At 32.3% G+C, this 15,586-nt stretch carries 30 protein-coding genes; 3 read left to right on the plus strand and 27 right to left on the minus strand.

The genetic code is table 11. The features are described 5' to 3' along the window. Positions 1 to 6 precede the first annotated feature (6 nt). The 27 genes from H8718_RS16280 to H8718_RS16410 form a co-directional block, all read right to left on the minus strand. Entirely contained in the window at positions 7 to 1,200 is a 1,194-nt protein-coding gene (locus H8718_RS16280) for a PBSX family phage terminase large subunit (RefSeq protein ID WP_249333798.1), read from the minus strand. Then, positions 1,184 to 1,870, minus strand: a complete 687-nt coding sequence (terS, locus tag H8718_RS16285; protein ID WP_249333800.1) for a phage terminase small subunit — start codon at positions 1,868 to 1,870, stop codon at positions 1,184 to 1,186. Before terS ends, H8718_RS16280 begins: the two co-directional genes overlap by 17 nt. A gap of 4 nt (positions 1,871 to 1,874) precedes the next feature. Next, complete coding sequence (locus H8718_RS16290; protein ID WP_249333802.1) at positions 1,875 to 2,507, minus strand: recombinase family protein; 633 nt, start codon at positions 2,505 to 2,507, stop codon at positions 1,875 to 1,877. Between the two features lie 490 nt (positions 2,508 to 2,997). Further along, complete coding sequence (locus H8718_RS16295; protein ID WP_249333804.1) at positions 2,998 to 3,585, minus strand: tyrosine-type recombinase/integrase; 588 nt, start codon at positions 3,583 to 3,585, stop codon at positions 2,998 to 3,000. 30 nt (positions 3,586 to 3,615) lie between these two features. Beyond that, positions 3,616 to 4,371, minus strand: coding sequence for a DNA adenine methylase (locus H8718_RS16300; protein WP_249333805.1), 756 nt, complete (start codon positions 4,369 to 4,371; stop codon positions 3,616 to 3,618). 260 nt (positions 4,372 to 4,631) lie between these two features. Next, on the minus strand, positions 4,632 to 5,090 hold the full coding sequence (locus tag H8718_RS16305; RefSeq protein ID WP_249333807.1) for a sigma factor-like helix-turn-helix DNA-binding protein: 459 nt from the start codon (positions 5,088 to 5,090) through the stop codon (positions 4,632 to 4,634). Between the two features lie 119 nt (positions 5,091 to 5,209). After that, a complete protein-coding gene (locus tag H8718_RS16310) occupies positions 5,210 to 5,617 on the minus strand; it encodes a hypothetical protein (RefSeq protein WP_249333809.1) in 408 nt (135 codons plus the stop codon). A 23-nt stretch (positions 5,618 to 5,640) separates the two neighbouring features. Next, the gene (locus H8718_RS16315; protein WP_249333812.1) at positions 5,641 to 5,934 is read right to left on the minus strand and encodes a hypothetical protein; all 294 of its coding nucleotides are present in this window, start codon (positions 5,932 to 5,934) and stop codon (positions 5,641 to 5,643) included. Between the two features lie 16 nt (positions 5,935 to 5,950). Continuing rightward, complete coding sequence (locus H8718_RS16320; RefSeq protein ID WP_249333813.1) at positions 5,951 to 6,163, minus strand: hypothetical protein; 213 nt, start codon at positions 6,161 to 6,163, stop codon at positions 5,951 to 5,953. A 226-nt stretch (positions 6,164 to 6,389) separates the two neighbouring features. Beyond that, positions 6,390 to 6,593, minus strand: coding sequence for a hypothetical protein (locus H8718_RS16325; RefSeq protein WP_249333815.1), 204 nt, complete (start codon positions 6,591 to 6,593; stop codon positions 6,390 to 6,392). A gap of 19 nt (positions 6,594 to 6,612) precedes the next feature. Then, positions 6,613 to 6,894: a hypothetical protein gene (locus H8718_RS16330; protein ID WP_249333816.1), complete on the minus strand. Its 282-nt coding sequence runs from the start codon at positions 6,892 to 6,894 to the stop codon at positions 6,613 to 6,615. Positions 6,895 to 6,920: 26 nt separating this feature from the next. Further along, complete coding sequence (locus H8718_RS16335) at positions 6,921 to 7,073, minus strand: hypothetical protein (RefSeq protein ID WP_249333818.1); 153 nt, start codon at positions 7,071 to 7,073, stop codon at positions 6,921 to 6,923. Positions 7,074 to 7,100: 27 nt separating this feature from the next. After that, the gene (locus tag H8718_RS16340; protein WP_249333820.1) at positions 7,101 to 7,253 is read right to left on the minus strand and encodes a hypothetical protein; all 153 of its coding nucleotides are present in this window, start codon (positions 7,251 to 7,253) and stop codon (positions 7,101 to 7,103) included. A 24-nt stretch (positions 7,254 to 7,277) separates the two neighbouring features. After that, entirely contained in the window at positions 7,278 to 7,643 is a 366-nt protein-coding gene (locus H8718_RS16345; protein WP_249333822.1) for a hypothetical protein, read from the minus strand. A 28-nt stretch (positions 7,644 to 7,671) separates the two neighbouring features. After that, positions 7,672 to 8,046 carry a hypothetical protein gene (locus tag H8718_RS16350; RefSeq protein ID WP_249333824.1) on the minus strand — a complete coding sequence of 125 codons (375 nt, stop codon included), beginning with the start codon at positions 8,044 to 8,046 and terminating at the stop codon, positions 7,672 to 7,674. An 89-nt stretch (positions 8,047 to 8,135) separates the two neighbouring features. Further along, the gene (locus H8718_RS16355) at positions 8,136 to 8,381 is read right to left on the minus strand and encodes a hypothetical protein (protein WP_249333827.1); all 246 of its coding nucleotides are present in this window, start codon (positions 8,379 to 8,381) and stop codon (positions 8,136 to 8,138) included. Positions 8,382 to 8,409: 28 nt separating this feature from the next. Next, complete coding sequence (locus H8718_RS16360) at positions 8,410 to 8,736, minus strand: hypothetical protein (RefSeq protein ID WP_249333829.1); 327 nt, start codon at positions 8,734 to 8,736, stop codon at positions 8,410 to 8,412. A 22-nt stretch (positions 8,737 to 8,758) separates the two neighbouring features. Then, positions 8,759 to 8,917, minus strand: a complete 159-nt coding sequence (locus H8718_RS16365) for a hypothetical protein (RefSeq protein ID WP_249333831.1) — start codon at positions 8,915 to 8,917, stop codon at positions 8,759 to 8,761. 223 nt (positions 8,918 to 9,140) lie between these two features. Continuing rightward, a complete protein-coding gene (locus H8718_RS16370; RefSeq protein WP_249333833.1) occupies positions 9,141 to 9,539 on the minus strand; it encodes a hypothetical protein in 399 nt (132 codons plus the stop codon). 32 nt (positions 9,540 to 9,571) lie between these two features. After that, positions 9,572 to 9,793, minus strand: a complete 222-nt coding sequence (locus H8718_RS16375; protein ID WP_249333836.1) for a hypothetical protein — start codon at positions 9,791 to 9,793, stop codon at positions 9,572 to 9,574. 12 nt (positions 9,794 to 9,805) lie between these two features. Next, positions 9,806 to 10,876, minus strand: a complete 1,071-nt coding sequence (locus H8718_RS16380) for a ParB/RepB/Spo0J family partition protein (protein ID WP_249333838.1) — start codon at positions 10,874 to 10,876, stop codon at positions 9,806 to 9,808. Positions 10,877 to 10,911: 35 nt separating this feature from the next. After that, positions 10,912 to 11,673: a ParA family protein gene (locus H8718_RS16385; RefSeq protein ID WP_249333839.1), complete on the minus strand. Its 762-nt coding sequence runs from the start codon at positions 11,671 to 11,673 to the stop codon at positions 10,912 to 10,914. Next, positions 11,651 to 12,046, minus strand: coding sequence for an ASCH domain-containing protein (locus H8718_RS16390; RefSeq protein WP_249333841.1), 396 nt, complete (start codon positions 12,044 to 12,046; stop codon positions 11,651 to 11,653). Before H8718_RS16390 ends, H8718_RS16385 begins: the two co-directional genes overlap by 23 nt. A gap of 18 nt (positions 12,047 to 12,064) precedes the next feature. Next, positions 12,065 to 12,865, minus strand: coding sequence for a rolling circle replication-associated protein (locus H8718_RS16395; RefSeq protein ID WP_249333843.1), 801 nt, complete (start codon positions 12,863 to 12,865; stop codon positions 12,065 to 12,067). A 201-nt stretch (positions 12,866 to 13,066) separates the two neighbouring features. Next, complete coding sequence (locus H8718_RS16400; RefSeq protein ID WP_249333845.1) at positions 13,067 to 13,309, minus strand: hypothetical protein; 243 nt, start codon at positions 13,307 to 13,309, stop codon at positions 13,067 to 13,069. A gap of 57 nt (positions 13,310 to 13,366) precedes the next feature. Further along, positions 13,367 to 13,567: a hypothetical protein gene (locus H8718_RS16405; protein ID WP_249333847.1), complete on the minus strand. Its 201-nt coding sequence runs from the start codon at positions 13,565 to 13,567 to the stop codon at positions 13,367 to 13,369. A gap of 28 nt (positions 13,568 to 13,595) precedes the next feature. After that, positions 13,596 to 13,748: a hypothetical protein gene (locus H8718_RS16410; RefSeq protein ID WP_249333849.1), complete on the minus strand. Its 153-nt coding sequence runs from the start codon at positions 13,746 to 13,748 to the stop codon at positions 13,596 to 13,598. A gap of 172 nt (positions 13,749 to 13,920) precedes the next feature. Here H8718_RS16410 and H8718_RS16415 point away from each other — a divergent pair, with 172 nt between their 5' ends. The 3 genes from H8718_RS16415 to H8718_RS16425 all read left to right on the plus strand — a co-directional run bounded on the left by H8718_RS16415 (position 13,921) and on the right by H8718_RS16425 (position 15,479). Next, on the plus strand, positions 13,921 to 14,391 hold the full coding sequence (locus H8718_RS16415) for a helix-turn-helix transcriptional regulator (RefSeq protein WP_249333851.1): 471 nt from the start codon (positions 13,921 to 13,923) through the stop codon (positions 14,389 to 14,391). 350 nt (positions 14,392 to 14,741) lie between these two features. Then, positions 14,742 to 15,209, plus strand: a complete 468-nt coding sequence (locus tag H8718_RS16420) for a helix-turn-helix domain-containing protein (RefSeq protein WP_249333853.1) — start codon at positions 14,742 to 14,744, stop codon at positions 15,207 to 15,209. A gap of 39 nt (positions 15,210 to 15,248) precedes the next feature. Beyond that, entirely contained in the window at positions 15,249 to 15,479 is a 231-nt protein-coding gene (locus H8718_RS16425) for a hypothetical protein (protein WP_249333854.1), read from the plus strand. Positions 15,480 to 15,586 lie beyond the last annotated feature (107 nt).

The following is a 15,586-nucleotide window of genomic DNA, read 5'->3' on the forward strand; positions in this document are numbered from 1 at the left end:
CCCTCCTTATTTAAATTTAAAGTTGCTTCCTTTTGATTTCGAGTAAATGGCATATCTAATACTATCTAGTACGTCATCCCATAGCTTCACAGGCTCTCCACTATGTTCGTTCCATACATACATAAATATTTCTTCTTTAAACCTCTTTACATCCTCTACAATATAGAACTTATCCTGTTTAAAGAGTTTCGCTACCACTTCTATGCCACTAAGTACAGCCTTGTCTGCATTAATAGCCCATAGCCCCTCTCTTTTAAAACGTCTTACATGTTCAGGTCTTGCACTATCACAATAAAAAGGAATACTTCCATAGTCTTTTTTAATCTTTAAGGCTTCTTCTACCCAAAAGTCTATTTCTTGATGCTGTTTAGCTATCTCTTTAATGAGATAATAAGTACCACTTGCTTCTCCAATAAGTACTATACTTCCATAATGCTCATATCCCCAGTCAACACCACAAAAATAAGATGTAATTTCCTTAGTTGGGATATCACATCTTCTAATAAAGTGTTTATTCTGGTTAAAATCTTTGTACACAACTCCTTCACCAGATACCCATTGGCCTAAAATATCTCTATCATAGAACATGCCTGATGGCGTTGAGAGTTTAATACTTTCTATGTATTCACAACTTAAGAATACATTGTCATCTAAAGTGAAATTAAACGCTTTTATATTCAACTGCCCATCCTCTAATCGCTGACCCGTTTTATCTATATAGTCAACTTTTACTGTATGCATGGGGTTCTCTGGATTGGTATCCATAATTATTCTTGCTCCTGGATAAGAACATCTTGAAATGACTTCTTTAACAAATGTATCATGGAGCGCTGTTGCCTCATTCAGAAAAGCGCCTGCTGCTGTAAAACCTCTAACTTTTTTCCATGCGTCTGCATTAGCGCCATCAAAGCAATAAATTTTGTTTCCAAATATCTCAATGGCATTAGTCTTATCAAGCTTTAATTCTTTTCCTAAAATCTTCTCTAGATCATCAAGTACATTACGTCTTATACTGGCCTGCGTACTACCACCAAGTATAAAAGACAACCCTTTCCCTTCAAACTTTGCTATGTGACTTAAGAATACATAGTCAAGTATAAAGGTCTTCCCTGACCTTTTAGCCCCTGAACATATCAAAATCTTTGGATTCTCCTTAGCAAAGCATCGAAATACTTCTATTTGTTTAGGTGTTAACTGCATCTATTAACCCCCTTAAAGCTGCTGCAACATCTTTTTCTTGATTACTTGTATTACCTTTTACCTTTGATTTCATAGCAACAATTCTTGCTTTTTGTTCTTCAGTAGCAAGTTCCCAATTTTTATGAATCATTTCATCATATTCTTTTAACATACGATTCAATGTAGCCATAGCTGTACTCTGTGCACGTAAAAAATTCGCTTGTTTATCCCAAGCGAATTGAATTTCATATTCTTTTTCTTCTGTACTGTATTTATCACCATCTATGACTTTTTCTTTTCGTAATTCTTTTGTCATGTCTTTTTTATTTTTCACATGCATAATCTTCTGAGACTGTATTACTCTTGCATATTGAATTAAAATACCTTGCCACAATATATCTATCTGACTTTCATTATTAATTTCTTCCATAATACTCTGGATTTCTTTTGGCATGTATTTCGAATATAGTCCATGCTTCAAATTATTTTTATTCCCTTTCGGTGCTCCCACTTTACCTTTTTGCTTACTGGATATTACCTTATCTTTACTCCACTTATATCTTTTTCTCCAAGAGGAAATAGTGTTTTGTGAAATATCATATTTACTAGCTATCTCCTTATATGTCATTCCACGCTTATAATCTTCGTGTACCTTTTCCCTTATATTATCTGGTTCTCTAATTTTTATCATAACTTTAATTCTCCTTATTATAAATATCAATATACTTGTAAAGAGTACTTCTTCCTATCCCTAACATTTTTGCAAATCCTACAGCAGATAAATCTCCATATGCTCCACTTTTATATTTTTCGTATTGCTTAATAAAATCACTTGGCAATTCTACCTTTGGTCTTCCTAATTTGACCCCTTTTTCTCGTGCTACATCTAATCCTTGATTAATCCTATTTACTATTTTCTCCCTCTCTTGTTGAGCCATATGTGCTTTTAAAGTAATAACTATATCTATAATCATTTGATACATCGAATCATCGGATATTTTGTTATAGTCATTCATATAAGGAATATCAAGTGCAATAACCCTTATTCCTTTACTCTTTAATTCTTTCAATTCCTTAATTGTATCATCAGCATTCCTTCCTAGCCTGTCCAAGTCAGATACCAATAGTGTATCACCTGTTCTTAGTATTCTCCTCATCTCATTATAATTAGGTCTATTATCTGCTTTTACTTTTCCACTTATTGTATCTGCATAAAACTTATCTATTTCAAATCCATTTTCTTTTGCATATCCTTTTAATGCCAATTCCTGCCTATCGTGTTTCTGTGTATCTTTATTAGTCGAAATTCTCATATACCCTATTATCATAATTTCACTCCTAATTTAATTATTTTATAATAGTATATCAAATTTTTCTTATAGTGTACACAAAAACTATTATTCTTTTCATAGACACTTTTAGACCATTTTTTTATGCTTTATTAGCTATTTTCATTACTAAATATATTGTCTATGTATTCATTTGATTTATAGACACCACATATTTACATATTAGTGCATTTTTAAGTTCGTCATTTTTCACAATGAGTGCACCATTTTCTTAATAATTGAATCGCACCCCTAACGCTTATGGGTGCACTTATTTTTTCTTTTCTTTTTTCTACTGCTTCTGCTTCATTTTTAGTCTTCTCCCCTTGTCTTTATTAGGTTTTCTATGTATCTTGCAATATATGGTAAATATCATTCTTTACTATACCAAGTCTGAAATGTATACAATCACCATCTAACCCTTGATATATCAAACTTAAGATAACTTATCTCTAACAAAATTTCATTCATAGTGTAAAACTCTGTTATTTTATACTCCCAATAGCCTTTTTTTAAATGGGTTATTCGTCTTTTTCATTCTAAATCTTTTACTCTCATCAACTGCATCTATATACCTATATGTATCTCTTCTATTATCATGTCCCAGTAATTTCTTAACCTCTTCAATATCTCCACCTGTCTCCATAAACAAATGATATGCTGATGTCTTCCTTGGAGTATGTGTCCCTATATCCCTAATCCCACACTCTAGCCCATACTTAACAATAAGGTTCTGTACCTGCCTATAAGTAAGTGGTTGATTATATCCTTTTTGAGATGGCATTAAAACTCGCCAATCTTCCTTATCTTTTATGACCTCTTTTAATCTCTTCTCAATTTCTGGCTCTATAGGAACATCTCTTTTTTTCCCAGTCTTTTGTTCTATAAAATCAAAGTATCCCTTTTTCAATACTCTTTTTATATCTCCTACAGTTAAACCAAGCACTTCTGTACTTCTAAAAGCCCCACTTCTAGCAATCAACCAATAACAATATATCCTTTCATCTCTATATGAAAGATGATTAATATAGTTAATTTCTATGTCAATGTTCTTTATTGGTTTAACTGCCTTTCCCACACAATCACCTCTTGTATAAAATACTTTCTATTAATAATTTGTTATAATCAGTTCTCCATACTCTTTTCTAGCCTTTTGCTCTTTTGATACTGAGTAAGCTACTTTTACTTCTTCAACATTAAAGTCCTTGTACCATTTTCTCACCTGAGGATGGTCATTGATTGTCACCATAAACTTCCCTTTAATATCCGCTAAAGTATCTCTTAATAAAAGATGCTCCTTTTGGCCAAACTCACTTCCATAGCCTGCAGTCTCAAAATAGGGTGGATCACAAAAGAAAAAGCTGTGAGGTCTATCATATCTTTTAATAATATCCTCAAAGCTTTTATTCTCAACATAGGTATTTCTAAGTCTTTCTTTAATGTCACTTAATACACCTTGATAGAATATGTGTGGTGCTGGCTCTTTATTTGTGCCATAACCATATGTACTCCCTTTCCCTGCAAAGCTCTGTGAAATAAGGTATAAAAAACGCACTGCCCTTTGAATTTCTGTAAGATACTCAACAGTACAGTGCTTATATTCTTCAAACATATCTCGTCCTGAAAACTCATACTCTAGTACACGCTCTATTTCAGGTGCATGGTATTTAATCATACGGAACATATTGATAAGTTCTTTATCAATATCATTGATTACTTCTACCTTGCTAGGCTCTTTTCCAAAATAAACCCAACCTGCACCAAAGAATGGCTCTACATAACAAGTATGTTCTGGTATTCTTTCTAAAATAGTTTTTCTTAATCTCGACTTTCCACCCATACGTGGAATTGGCGGTTTTAACATTTTTTAATCTCTCCTCATAAAATAGTTTCTTGGGTTAATCATATTTCTGTACACACCTATTTTATGGAAAATAAAAAAGCATCATTACCTTCTTAGTAATAATGCTTTTCCCCTTCATGACGACTAATTTAATACAATGGCTATATGTAATATAATCCGATGTCCTTTAATCGCACATCTTGATATTAATATCATATACCATATTAGCAAACATTTTCCATAGCATTTTGCAAGCATTTTACAAGCAAAAAATAAGCATTTTATGCCATCATCCTAAATCTATCTAAAACTTTCCTGCTACGCCTAGTAATTGTAGACCCTGTGACATCTAGGTAATCAGCAACCTCTTCCACAGTATATTTCTTAAAATATCTAAGTTCTACTAGTCTTCTTTGCTTTTCACTCAATGTATCTAAAACCTTATCCATCCTTAATATAACTCTCTCTTTTTCTTTTATCTTATCTAATATTTCAAATATTTCTTTATCTACAACGCTAATATCACCTACCACTGCTTTTTCTACTGTACTAACAACATTATGCACCGTACTTCTTCCAGGCACAATTGAATCATAGCCCCTCCCCCCTAATATTGATATTTTATTTTCTCTTGTAGCTTCTTCTCTTAAAATCTCTAAATCTATTTTTAAAATGTCAATCTCAGCTTTAATAATCGGATAACTTGATAGCATTTCTTCCATCTCTTTATATGTTTTCATTGCATCAACTCCTCTTTAGTTTAATAATTATCAAAGCACTCATGCCATTCTCAGCATAAGTGCTTTAATATTTATTGAACGTTTTCTTCTAATAATAGTACACTTTATTCATTCCCTTTTTATCCTACTTCCCTATCCCTTAACCTTTCTATCTTCTTTTCTCCCTTCACTATATCTAATACATCTTGCCAATATAGTGTTTCTCTTCCTGATTCCATTTGTATAACTATAAACCTTTCCGTTTTTGCCACTATCTTATATCCTTCAATTTTCATTCCTATCTTCACTTTACTTTTTAATTTCCCTAATTGTTTTTCCCTTTCCTGTATCTGTCTAATATTTATTTCATATTCACTTTCTTTATTAATATTAGGCCCTATCCTTTTCAACCCTAGTTTAGTGCATCTATTATATATAGCTATTGGTGTACATCCATATCGCTCTGCCAAAACCTTAGGTTTTACCTTTCCATAGTTTTTAATTAAATCTTCATCTATTTCTTTTGTCCATATAAGTGATTTTCCCATCATATTACCTCTAAAAACAAATTTTATTGGATTAATTTATGTATAAACTTTACATAGCCTTCTTTGGTTAAAAACCCTTCATCCACCTCAACCCAAATTGCTTTATCTTGATCTGTAACAAGCAATATGCCTTCTATGTCTGAGTTTTTCATAGAAAAATTAATCCCTTTATGGCACTCTTCTGAGCAACTAATATCATCCTCCCAGATTTGCGCTACTTCATATCCTAGGCTCTCTATCTTCTTAGCCCATTCAAATAACCTTTTATCTATGTTATTTTCTTTACTCGCAGTCTCAATAACAAACATGCTTCTCATACACTTACCTCCAAAATCAATTTTTATTGACTACTTTCAATACAACTAAATCAACTTCTACAACCTCATACATTTCATTACATCTTCTTTTTTTGAATGAAAAAAACGCTTGTTCTTCATCAGCAAAAAGCACTGCTTGTTCACGTGATAATCTTTGTTTTGGTGGACTATAATTATAGTCTGTTCCAAATACCCACTCCCCTGTAGTCTTATTTATTATGGCGTACATCTTATCACCTCCTGAACCATGTCGCTGATGTCGGCGATATGGTCAAAACATTTCTATTGATTAGTAAAAATATTTACTTTATACTAATTATTAGATAGGACTCCTTTTTTAAATCGTCATACCTATCTATAAAATATCCCTTGGCTATCATAAAATAAAAAATCCATCTCCCATGGCTGTTACTTATTTCTCTGCCAAGGGGTATTTTTTTACTCAAAAACTAATTTTATTGACCTACTATATCCTCTAAAATTTTTCCATATTGATTAAATACTTTTTCAGATATTCCTTGAGCTAAAAACATTCCACCCATTAACCCTGAAATATATTCCTTTCTCTCTATTGTAAAATGATGTTCTTTTCCTAATAAATCAACGGTTTTTTTAATACGTTCAATTTCATCATCTAAAGCTTTTATTAAATGATCCATATATCACCTCACCAAAAAACTATTTTATTAAGTCTTTTCCAAATACATCTGAATACATCTGTAATGCACTTGCATAACTCATATTTACAATATATTTAGCTATTTCATCTCCCTTTTCTCCTTCGGGACAAAATGCTAATAATGCATATTTCATTTCTATCATATGCTCTTCCATATCTTCTCTTAAAAATCCAATACAATCATTGGTCATAAATGTTACATCTTCGAAAATTTCTGCAAGACTATCGCTTACACAAGTTCCATCCATGTTCCAATAACATTTCTTTTTACAATGTCCCATACTTCACCTCACAAAGAACTATTTTATTAATTTAAACACTCTTCTTGATAAACTGCTTCAAGCTCTCGGTTAATACATTCATCACATACATATAATGGATTTCCATCATTCTTTCCAATGAAACCACATACTTTTTCTTGACCACAAACTTCACATTTGCATATTTTTTCTTTTTCCATTCTCTATTCCTCCAAAGAATTATTTTATTAATTCAAACATTCTTCTTGATAGACTGTCTCAAGTTCTTTATTAATACATTCATCACATACATACAATGGTTTATTATCATTGTTTCCAATGAAACCACATACCTTTTCTTGACCACAAACTTCACATTTGCATACTTTTTCTTTTTCCATTCTTTACTCCTCCAAAAAATTATTTTATGAATTCAACCTGTATGTCTCTACATCTTCAACACTATAGAAATTAGGTGTGTATCCATATTTATTTATCCAATTACTAAACACTTCATTAAGCTTTTCTTCTAGTTCATCTCGATGTTTTCTTTGAACATCATCAAGATATGTTTCAGCATATTCTCCACAATTGTCATATGCATTTTGTTGAATTTCTTCAATAACATCTTCGGCATATATATATGGCTGAAATGTGATTGCTCTTGCCACAAAGAATGAGTCCTTCTCATACTCTCGTGCTTCTGTTTCTCCTTCTTTTATAGCTTCTTCTTTACTATCGTATAAACCAAAATAATCTTCTCCGTTTAAACTATAACCCCATTTACTCATTTTCATTTCTCCTTTCAACTCATAAAACTTAGATTTGAATACATATATACTGCACTAAATCCCATAATGCATTTAATAAATTTACATAGGGTGTTCGATATTTACCATCAAATTCTCTTAAATCAAACTCATATCCACACCTCTCTGAATTAAATTCAATACCTATATAAACGCCTGTTTTCTCTTCTATAAAATCTATAAGTTGGCCCACTGTAAGTAACGGTGTAGTAACTTCATTTTTCAATCTTCTAGTCGCATCAAGTTGTCTCTGTCTACAAATAACTGTTGGTTCTCCATCCAATGGCACATACAAATCCATCATCTCAGGCTCCCACCATTTCATAATTTCATCTTGCACCTTTTTATCTGTTGATAGAAACTGCTCTACAGATATAACTTTCATCGCTATTCCTCCATTTCACTTGATAAAATTGCTTAATTTTTGTAAATTACTTGATGCTCCACTTATAAAGTCATCAAAATTATTTTTTCTTACTTAAGGCATTTCTTCGCATATTTCTTCCTTGTCCTTTTTTTCTTTGCATATATTGCCATATTCCAGTCATGCTTAAATTTTGGATTACTAAAATCTAGTTGTTCTATAACTTTCAACATAATCTTTTTTACTTCTTCAAATGCATTACATATAACTTTTACCAATTTTCTGCATATTTCTTTAAATTCCTCAACTCCTTTATCCATTCTTGAAGAAATCTCTCTATATTGTTCTTTATTCATACTCCGCCCTCCAAAAAGTTACGTTCACTTAATCTATTTGATGATATGCCAAGACATCATAGCCTTGTTTCTGCATTACTTCACACATAGCATCTACCTGTCTGCATCTGTCATTCCCTTGTGCTGCTATAGGTATACTAATAAAGTATCTTGTTCCTATCCATTTTCTTCTTCCTCTTGTATACAGGCCTGCATCTTTTACAGCTTGGATAACCTTTTCTTCTCTTGCTCCAGGTAATGCAATAGTCATACTATCTAAATTAGCAGTTCCACCATCTTCGCCCATAACAGCTTTTTTAGCAGCTTCCTTTGCCTTAATTAAATCCTCTGTAAGCTTCTTGTAATCTAATTTCATTTACTTCATCCTCCATCAATATTTACTTGTATTCTGTTGCCTGTTCTTGCTTTAGACGTTCACACAGTTCCTTATCTTTATCATTAATAGCCTTGCATACTTTCTCAGCTTCTTCTCGGCTCTTTATTGCTTCATATATTACTGATGTACCTTTTTTAGTTGCTTTACATGTACGTTTCACCTTGAATCCACGTTTAAATTCATTTACTGCAAGTCCTAACAATAACGCTTCATACTTGATAGGTTCTTCCTTCTACATTTTTAAATCTAATTGCTTATATGTAGTTTTAAATCCTAATACTGCACATCCTTCTAGCATTTAATTCCCCCTTTCAAAATCGCTTTTACTCGCCAATCCATGCTATTAAAATTATCATTGCTGCATGAACTACCTCTTAATGCTCCTATCTCATGCATATTTTTTTAATGACACTAGGAATGTTGTTGTATTTTACTAATTCCTCTCTCATCTCAAACACTTGTTTCCTTAAACCTTCCATCCCCTCCTCAAGTTCTAATATGTAATACTTCTGCTGACTAACCTTCTCCATAAATTCTTCTTGTTCTATTTCAAGTAATCTATTTTCTTCACCAACTTTTTCATTTAATTCAAACAGTGCCTTGTTAGCAGTCCGTACCTTCTCAATTTCTTCCCCCTGTTCTTTATAAGATTTATACGCCTTTTTAAGAGCCTCCTCTAATGCTCTTACCTCTTGTTCCTGTTTTTGTACCTTCCTTCTGAGTTGTCTTTTATTAAGCCTACAATCTTTTAACTCCATTTTTTTCTTTAGTCTCTTGTTCATACTTTGCTCCTTTAGTTTAATTTACGTATCACTTACATATTTTTGTCTACAAAACTATCAATCTTTTTAATCTGGTCTTTTATCATAAGTACATCTCTTCTTGCACCTTCCACTATATTGCCCAAGTTGGGATAACGCCCCATTCCTCCCTCTAATAACTTTCTTTGAATGCCACTTACTTCTTTACTTCTTTCTAATAATTCTTCCTGTAGTTCACATATTTGTCGAACTACACTTCTATCAACATTTCCCATTTTTTCTTCTCCTTATATTTTTCTTCCACACATTGGACAGAATACAAAGGCTATAGTCTCAATCTCACATTCCCTTTTAAGTACCTTCACTATCTTATTCTTTGAATCAATATCTATGAGATAGCTTCCTTCTTCCGTCATAATACTCGTATGATAGTCCTCTTTACAAAACCCACATCCTTTTCCCTCTATCACCTTATTATCATCCTGTTTCTCCTTACACTTAACTTCTTGTTCCTCTATATTTTTAACTTCTGCTCCTTTAGTCTGTTCCTCTACTATGTCATGTTTATTTTCTATTTCATAAAATGCAACTTGTCCTTCTAATAGTTTTTCTATCTCTTCTTGTTCAGCCTTTTGATTATCCTTTTTCATTGCTTTAACTTCATTCATGGTTATACTGCCATTTTCTTTATACTTTTGATATGCTACCTCCTGCTTTTCTTCGGGTAGTCCAGATAATTCGTATGCTGTTGATAGATTTACCTTGCTTTCTTTAAACTCTTCCACAAATTCATCTGAAAGATTGTTAGTAATAGCTTCCATTCTTCCTACTTGTGCTGATGAAGTATTTAAAATTTCTGCCACAAGATCTCTAATCCTTCCAGGTATTTTCTCCTGCTTCTTATATGCTGTTAATAGTTCCTTTAACTCCTCTGCTTGGCACATTTTCTCATAATCCGTTAACTGCCTTGCTGTTGAATTTGTCATAATAAGCATTAGCCTTTCTTCTATGCTTCCTGTATCCTCTTCTACTACACATGGCACATACTCAAATTGTGCTTTCCCCTCCTCTACTAATGCTAGTGAAGCAAGACGCCTTTTGTGTCCTGCTATCACTGTGTATTTTCCACCTTCAAGTTTCTTGACTATAAGGTTTTGCTTTATACCCCCAAATAGTTCAATTGCTTCTTTAAGCTCCTTTATGTCATCTGTTCTGTAGAAATTGTGTTCTGAGGGCACTAGGTCATACACACTTAAGGATGTTACTTTAAAAGCTTTAGATTTTACTTCACCCTCTTTAGATTCCTCTTTAGCGAGTGACTTCTCGCTCAACAAAGACTTTAAATCAAACTTCGCCATTTCTTCACCTTCTTTTTGTGTCCAATTCGAACACATTATTTTTCTAAATACTCACTTACTAGTTCTAAATAATCCCTTGCTGCTCCACATCTTCTTGAATATTCCACGATAGGCATTTTTGCAAATGTGCTTTCATCTATCTTCTCTGTTCTTCGTATATGTGTTTTGAACACTGGGTACTCGTCTTGTAAGTTTAGGTATTCTTTTCCTTGAAGATTTACTTCATTTTTCATAAACTGTGTAATAAAACATCCCTTTAAGTTCAAGTTCTGATTTAAGTCTTCCTTTGTTGCTTCTATCTGCTCTTTAATCTCTTTTAGCCCATCAAATGCAAAATCATCAATTTTTACTGGTATTAACACATCTTCCGAAGCTACTAATGCATTTATGGTTGATATGTTTATGTCTGGAGCGTTGTCTATAATACAATAGTCATATTTATCTTTAACTTGATTCAAGGCTTTTCTAAACCTTGTTTGTTGTACTCTACTTTGATCTAAAACTACTTCAAGATTTGCTTTAAGCAGGTTCATATTGGCACAAACAATGTCTAAGTTCTCATAGTCAGTCTTACGAATGACTTCTTCCATATTGAGGTCTTTTTCTATCATCAATGCTTCTGTCCCTTTATGTTCATAGCTATGCATACCAAACATTTTTGAAGCATTCCCCTGTTTATCATTATCAATAATCAGCACACGCTTGTTATGTACTGTTGCTAAAATATGTGCCATATTTACGCTTGAAATAGTCTTAGCTACTCCACCTTTTAAATTAATTATTGATATTATTTTCATTGTTTAACTCCTCTTCTTTCCCTTCGTCTTTTAACGCATCCTTAACCCAAATTTGTTGACCTATTTTCGGGGTATAATGTACTGGCTCTTCAAACAGCACTGGCTTTTCTAACACCCATGCCCACACCCTCTTATACCTTATATCTTTCCTTTCTGCTCCTACACAATGTCTTTCTCTTAACTTGTTATACTGGGCTACTGTTTCTATCTCAAAACTATCCACAATATCCACAATTCCATAAACATTACTTGTCCCACTTTTAATAATGGCTATTGTTCCCCTCTTATTCGTATTACTGCCCCTTAACTCTATGGTCTTTTCGCCTTTTAGTATCCAAGTTGCATAAGGCTCTTTAATAATTAACCCATCCATTCTCTCATCCTCCTTTACTTATGTAGCTGATTCCTTTCTACACAACTTTGCATAAATTGACCAACCTATATTTTCGTTGTATATGACTTTAATGTCGCACTCTCCTGCTAGTGTCCATCCTCTATACTTTTTTTCCCAATATGTTATATCTGGGAAAGCTTTTGCTATTCTTGCTACTTCACTTTTGCTATATTTAAAATCATTATTACGACTTACAGGCTTTTTTAAATTTTTAGATGGTATCCAACGTTTTTTCCCTTCTGGTGATTTACTCAAATAAGCTGCTAAATCATCTAACCCATTTTTTTTAGGTTTAAGATAATGTGCATCTAGTTTTCCTAAATATCTAGGTTCTTTTTCTCCTTTTATCCTTCTTGCACTCCATAGTGCTTGTAATATACTTCTATCTAGTCCACCATTCATAAAAAGATGATGATGTATGCGTCCATTTTCTTCTCCCTTCTCTGTTACAACAATATACTTCAAAGGTTCTAGTTTCTCCTTATGTCTTCTATCTTTCACACGTCTTAAGAAGTTTTTCACAATCTTTTCTGCTTCTTCTACTGTGCTAGGTAGGAATTCATCCTTATATGTCAATACAATATGTAAATCTTCCTTGCTAAAATTAGTTTTTACAAGTTGCATAAAATACCTTCTTGCATTTTTATCATTCAAATTTCTTTGTTTAGGTACAGATATTTTTTTCTTTTTAGCTCTCTTCCCCTTTCTAGCTTGTTGCATAAAAGTACAAGGGAAAATATCCACTTCCATATATTGATTTCCACAGTATATTTTCTTTTCTCTCATAAAACTTCTCACTGTTTTATCCCTCTACTTTCTTCTAGCATAGGTATTCCTTTTTCTTCCTGTTATCTGTATCGTTGAAAAGATAATACCCTTTACAAGCCCCTCACGCCGTCACTACGGCGCTCCTTTTTATTGACTTTTACCGCCTAATTGCTATAATGAAAGTATGTTGTTTTTAAGCAATTAAACGATCTTTTAAAAAACGCTCTGCATTTATTTCCTAGGTATTTGCAAAGCGTTTTTTCTATTATTTAGTTTTTTTAATTTCTTTTTTTGAATAACTCTAACTTGCTTATGTACGTCTTGTATGCGTATTTTAAAACCATTATTTAATGTTGCATAAAGCCCTTCTCGTCTTTCAAAACAATTTTCTTCTACAACCATACCTTCATGCTTTTTGTACCTAATCCTATCACCTTTTTCTATAGGCGTTCCTTTGTAATCTTTATAGTACATTCTTCTAATCCTCACTAAGCATACTTCCTTGCATGCTCTGACTTTCTTATATGGTCTCTAAATTCCAACTGCTTCTACTTCTGATACAGGAATATACCCTGCTGCTTTAAGAGCTTCTCTGTTTTTTCTTCTTGAAATTTCTTGAAGTTCCTCTTTTGTAAAATCCTCCAAGTTCTTTTCATGCCTTACTCCATTCTCGTACCATACACCTATTGCACGTATAGTCCATTCATCTGGGTTGAACTTACCTCTTGCCATCCTTATTCCTCCTCTGTACAAATTGCCCTTATTTATTGCTTTTTGCAAAACGAATTCCTTGTAGAAATACCAATAATTCTTTTTTCTCTTCCTGTTCAAGTTCTTCTAAAAATTCCAGTACTTGTACTGCTTCTTGATAATTTTTTTTATTCATCATTATTTCCGTCATTCTTTTTGACATATATTTTCTCCTTTATAAATTTTTATCCAATACTGAATTGATAAATTCATTTTAATTTTATATTTTGATTTAGTCAAGTCTTTTGTTGTTATTTTTTCATTACTTTGGCTTGATTAATTCATTTTTAAGTTGTATACTCAAATTGCAGTTTCAATAAAGGAGGTGAAATATTATGGAAATGCATCAAAGAATTAAAGAATTACGTAAAAAACATCTTAAATTATCACAAGAATCTTTTGGTAAACAACTTGGAGTCAGCCGATCTGTCATAAACAATATTGAACGAAATTGTCTTGCCCGACCCGACCAAAAACTTTCTCTTATTAAGTTAATGTGCAAAGAATTTAATGTGAATGAAGATTGGATATTGAATGGAAATGAACCTATGTTTACCGAATCTGATATGTTTAGCCTTGATAAACTTGTTCATAAGCATGGTGGAAGCGATTTGGATTTAGAATTTTTAAATGCCTATTTTGAACTAGATGTTGAAATAAGAACAGCATTTATTGAACATTTCAAAAAACGACTATCTATTTTTCCAAATAGAAATGATGCTCCGCGTTCTGATTGCCCAAATGTACCCGAAAAATTAGAATCTGAATTTCCCCCTGTTCAATCCAGTCAATCTGACATTGTATAGTCATAAGAACAAAAAATATTATATTTTGGTATCGGGTAATGTATCACCCAATCTTTCCATTATATTTTTAACTTAAGAAGTCTTTTAACTTAAAAAAAAAGAATTAACTTATTCTGACCTTTAAATTGTAAATTATAATAAATCGTATTGTTACTTCGATAATATATTGCGTACACTCTATTATTTTTATAATTTATATATTTTTTGTGCATAACCCTTCATCACCTTTCTTTTTTAGGAAGATTGGGTGCGGGTATAATTATAGAGTGATTAACATAATTCATTCATTATATGTTAATCACTTTTTTATAATAAAAGTTCACTTTATGACCTTGAAAGGGGTGATTGTATTGAATAAAAGGTTAAAAGAAATTAGGCAAGAATTAGGTCTAAATCAAGAAGCATTTGCTTCTAAAATAGGACTTATACGCTCTACAATATCCAATATAGAAACTGGTAATAGAAATCTTACAGACAGAGTAATAAGTGATATTTGTCGAGAATTCAACGTCAATGAAGAGTGGTTGCGCAATGGCATAGGTGAAATGTTTATAGAAACAGATAATACCCTAATTTCACAGTTAGCCAAAGAATACAAACTAAATGACTTCGAAATAAAGATGATTGAAACCTATGTAAAACTTCCCCAAAATCAGCGTGATGCTATTTCTAATTACATGAGATTTTTGTCTAATGAAACTTCTGCTACTAACTTGGATGATACATCAGAGATTGATGAAGAAGTAGAAAACTATCGTTTAGAACTAACGGCAACCAAAAAGGCAAAATATCAACAGTCTCAGAGCCTACAAACGTAAAAATAAGTTAAGATTCTAAATATAGAAGGGAGCTTACTCATGAATTCGTTTGAGAATCAAATTAAATCTGCTCAAAATGTAGCAAAGCTTTTTTTACTTCTTTCTGATGAACAAAAATTAGCATTTGAACTCCAATTAATGGACTTAAAAGTCAAAAATGAAATACAGCTAGCAAATCCTACATTAACACAATCAGAAGTTAACAATATATATTCTAATGAGCTTCGTTCTATCCTTGCTTTTTTACGTTCTTTAACTGTAAGCGGTTAATAACTGAGTATATTTCCATACTTCCTTATTAATGAGATAATTACTCCAAGACATTCATTGTTTTGGAGTCTTTTACTCTAACTCTATTTGAAATAAGGAGGTACTCT

It is taken from the genome of Zhenhengia yiwuensis (assembly GCF_014384995.1).
In the GTDB taxonomy this organism is placed as follows: Bacteria; Bacillota; Clostridia; order Lachnospirales; family Cellulosilyticaceae; genus Zhenhengia; species Zhenhengia yiwuensis.

Coding starts and splice junctions, on each gene's coding strand:
- H8718_RS16280 (WP_249333798.1), bottom strand. CDS start 1,200: ATGCAGTTAACACCTAAACAAATAGAAGTATTTCGATGCTTTGCTAAG.
- terS (WP_249333800.1), bottom strand. CDS start 1,870: ATGATAAAAATTAGAGAACCAGATAATATAAGGGAAAAGGTACACGAA.
- H8718_RS16290 (WP_249333802.1), bottom strand. CDS start 2,507: ATGATAATAGGGTATATGAGAATTTCGACTAATAAAGATACACAGAAA.
- H8718_RS16300 (WP_249333805.1), bottom strand. CDS start 4,371: ATGTTAAAACCGCCAATTCCACGTATGGGTGGAAAGTCGAGATTAAGA.
- H8718_RS16305 (WP_249333807.1), bottom strand. CDS start 5,090: ATGAAAACATATAAAGAGATGGAAGAAATGCTATCAAGTTATCCGATT.
- H8718_RS16310 (WP_249333809.1), bottom strand. CDS start 5,617: ATGGGAAAATCACTTATATGGACAAAAGAAATAGATGAAGATTTAATT.
- H8718_RS16315 (WP_249333812.1), bottom strand. CDS start 5,934: ATGAGAAGCATGTTTGTTATTGAGACTGCGAGTAAAGAAAATAACATA.
- H8718_RS16320 (WP_249333813.1), bottom strand. CDS start 6,163: ATGTACGCCATAATAAATAAGACTACAGGGGAGTGGGTATTTGGAACA.
- H8718_RS16325 (WP_249333815.1), bottom strand. CDS start 6,593: ATGGATCATTTAATAAAAGCTTTAGATGATGAAATTGAACGTATTAAA.
- H8718_RS16330 (WP_249333816.1), bottom strand. CDS start 6,894: ATGGGACATTGTAAAAAGAAATGTTATTGGAACATGGATGGAACTTGT.
- H8718_RS16335 (WP_249333818.1), bottom strand. CDS start 7,073: ATGGAAAAAGAAAAAATATGCAAATGTGAAGTTTGTGGTCAAGAAAAA.
- H8718_RS16340 (WP_249333820.1), bottom strand. CDS start 7,253: ATGGAAAAAGAAAAAGTATGCAAATGTGAAGTTTGTGGTCAAGAAAAG.
- H8718_RS16345 (WP_249333822.1), bottom strand. CDS start 7,643: ATGAGTAAATGGGGTTATAGTTTAAACGGAGAAGATTATTTTGGTTTA.
- H8718_RS16350 (WP_249333824.1), bottom strand. CDS start 8,046: ATGAAAGTTATATCTGTAGAGCAGTTTCTATCAACAGATAAAAAGGTG.
- H8718_RS16355 (WP_249333827.1), bottom strand. CDS start 8,381: ATGAATAAAGAACAATATAGAGAGATTTCTTCAAGAATGGATAAAGGA.
- H8718_RS16360 (WP_249333829.1), bottom strand. CDS start 8,736: ATGAAATTAGATTACAAGAAGCTTACAGAGGATTTAATTAAGGCAAAG.
- H8718_RS16370 (WP_249333833.1), bottom strand. CDS start 9,539: ATGAACAAGAGACTAAAGAAAAAAATGGAGTTAAAAGATTGTAGGCTT.
- H8718_RS16375 (WP_249333836.1), bottom strand. CDS start 9,793: ATGGGAAATGTTGATAGAAGTGTAGTTCGACAAATATGTGAACTACAG.
- H8718_RS16380 (WP_249333838.1), bottom strand. CDS start 10,876: ATGGCGAAGTTTGATTTAAAGTCTTTGTTGAGCGAGAAGTCACTCGCT.
- H8718_RS16385 (WP_249333839.1), bottom strand. CDS start 11,673: ATGAAAATAATATCAATAATTAATTTAAAAGGTGGAGTAGCTAAGACT.
- H8718_RS16390 (WP_249333841.1), bottom strand. CDS start 12,046: ATGGATGGGTTAATTATTAAAGAGCCTTATGCAACTTGGATACTAAAA.
- H8718_RS16400 (WP_249333845.1), bottom strand. CDS start 13,309: ATGTACTATAAAGATTACAAAGGAACGCCTATAGAAAAAGGTGATAGG.
- H8718_RS16405 (WP_249333847.1), bottom strand. CDS start 13,567: ATGGCAAGAGGTAAGTTCAACCCAGATGAATGGACTATACGTGCAATA.
- H8718_RS16410 (WP_249333849.1), bottom strand. CDS start 13,748: ATGTCAAAAAGAATGACGGAAATAATGATGAATAAAAAAAATTATCAA.
- H8718_RS16415 (WP_249333851.1), top strand. CDS start 13,921: ATGGAAATGCATCAAAGAATTAAAGAATTACGTAAAAAACATCTTAAA.
- H8718_RS16425 (WP_249333854.1), top strand. CDS start 15,249: ATGAATTCGTTTGAGAATCAAATTAAATCTGCTCAAAATGTAGCAAAG.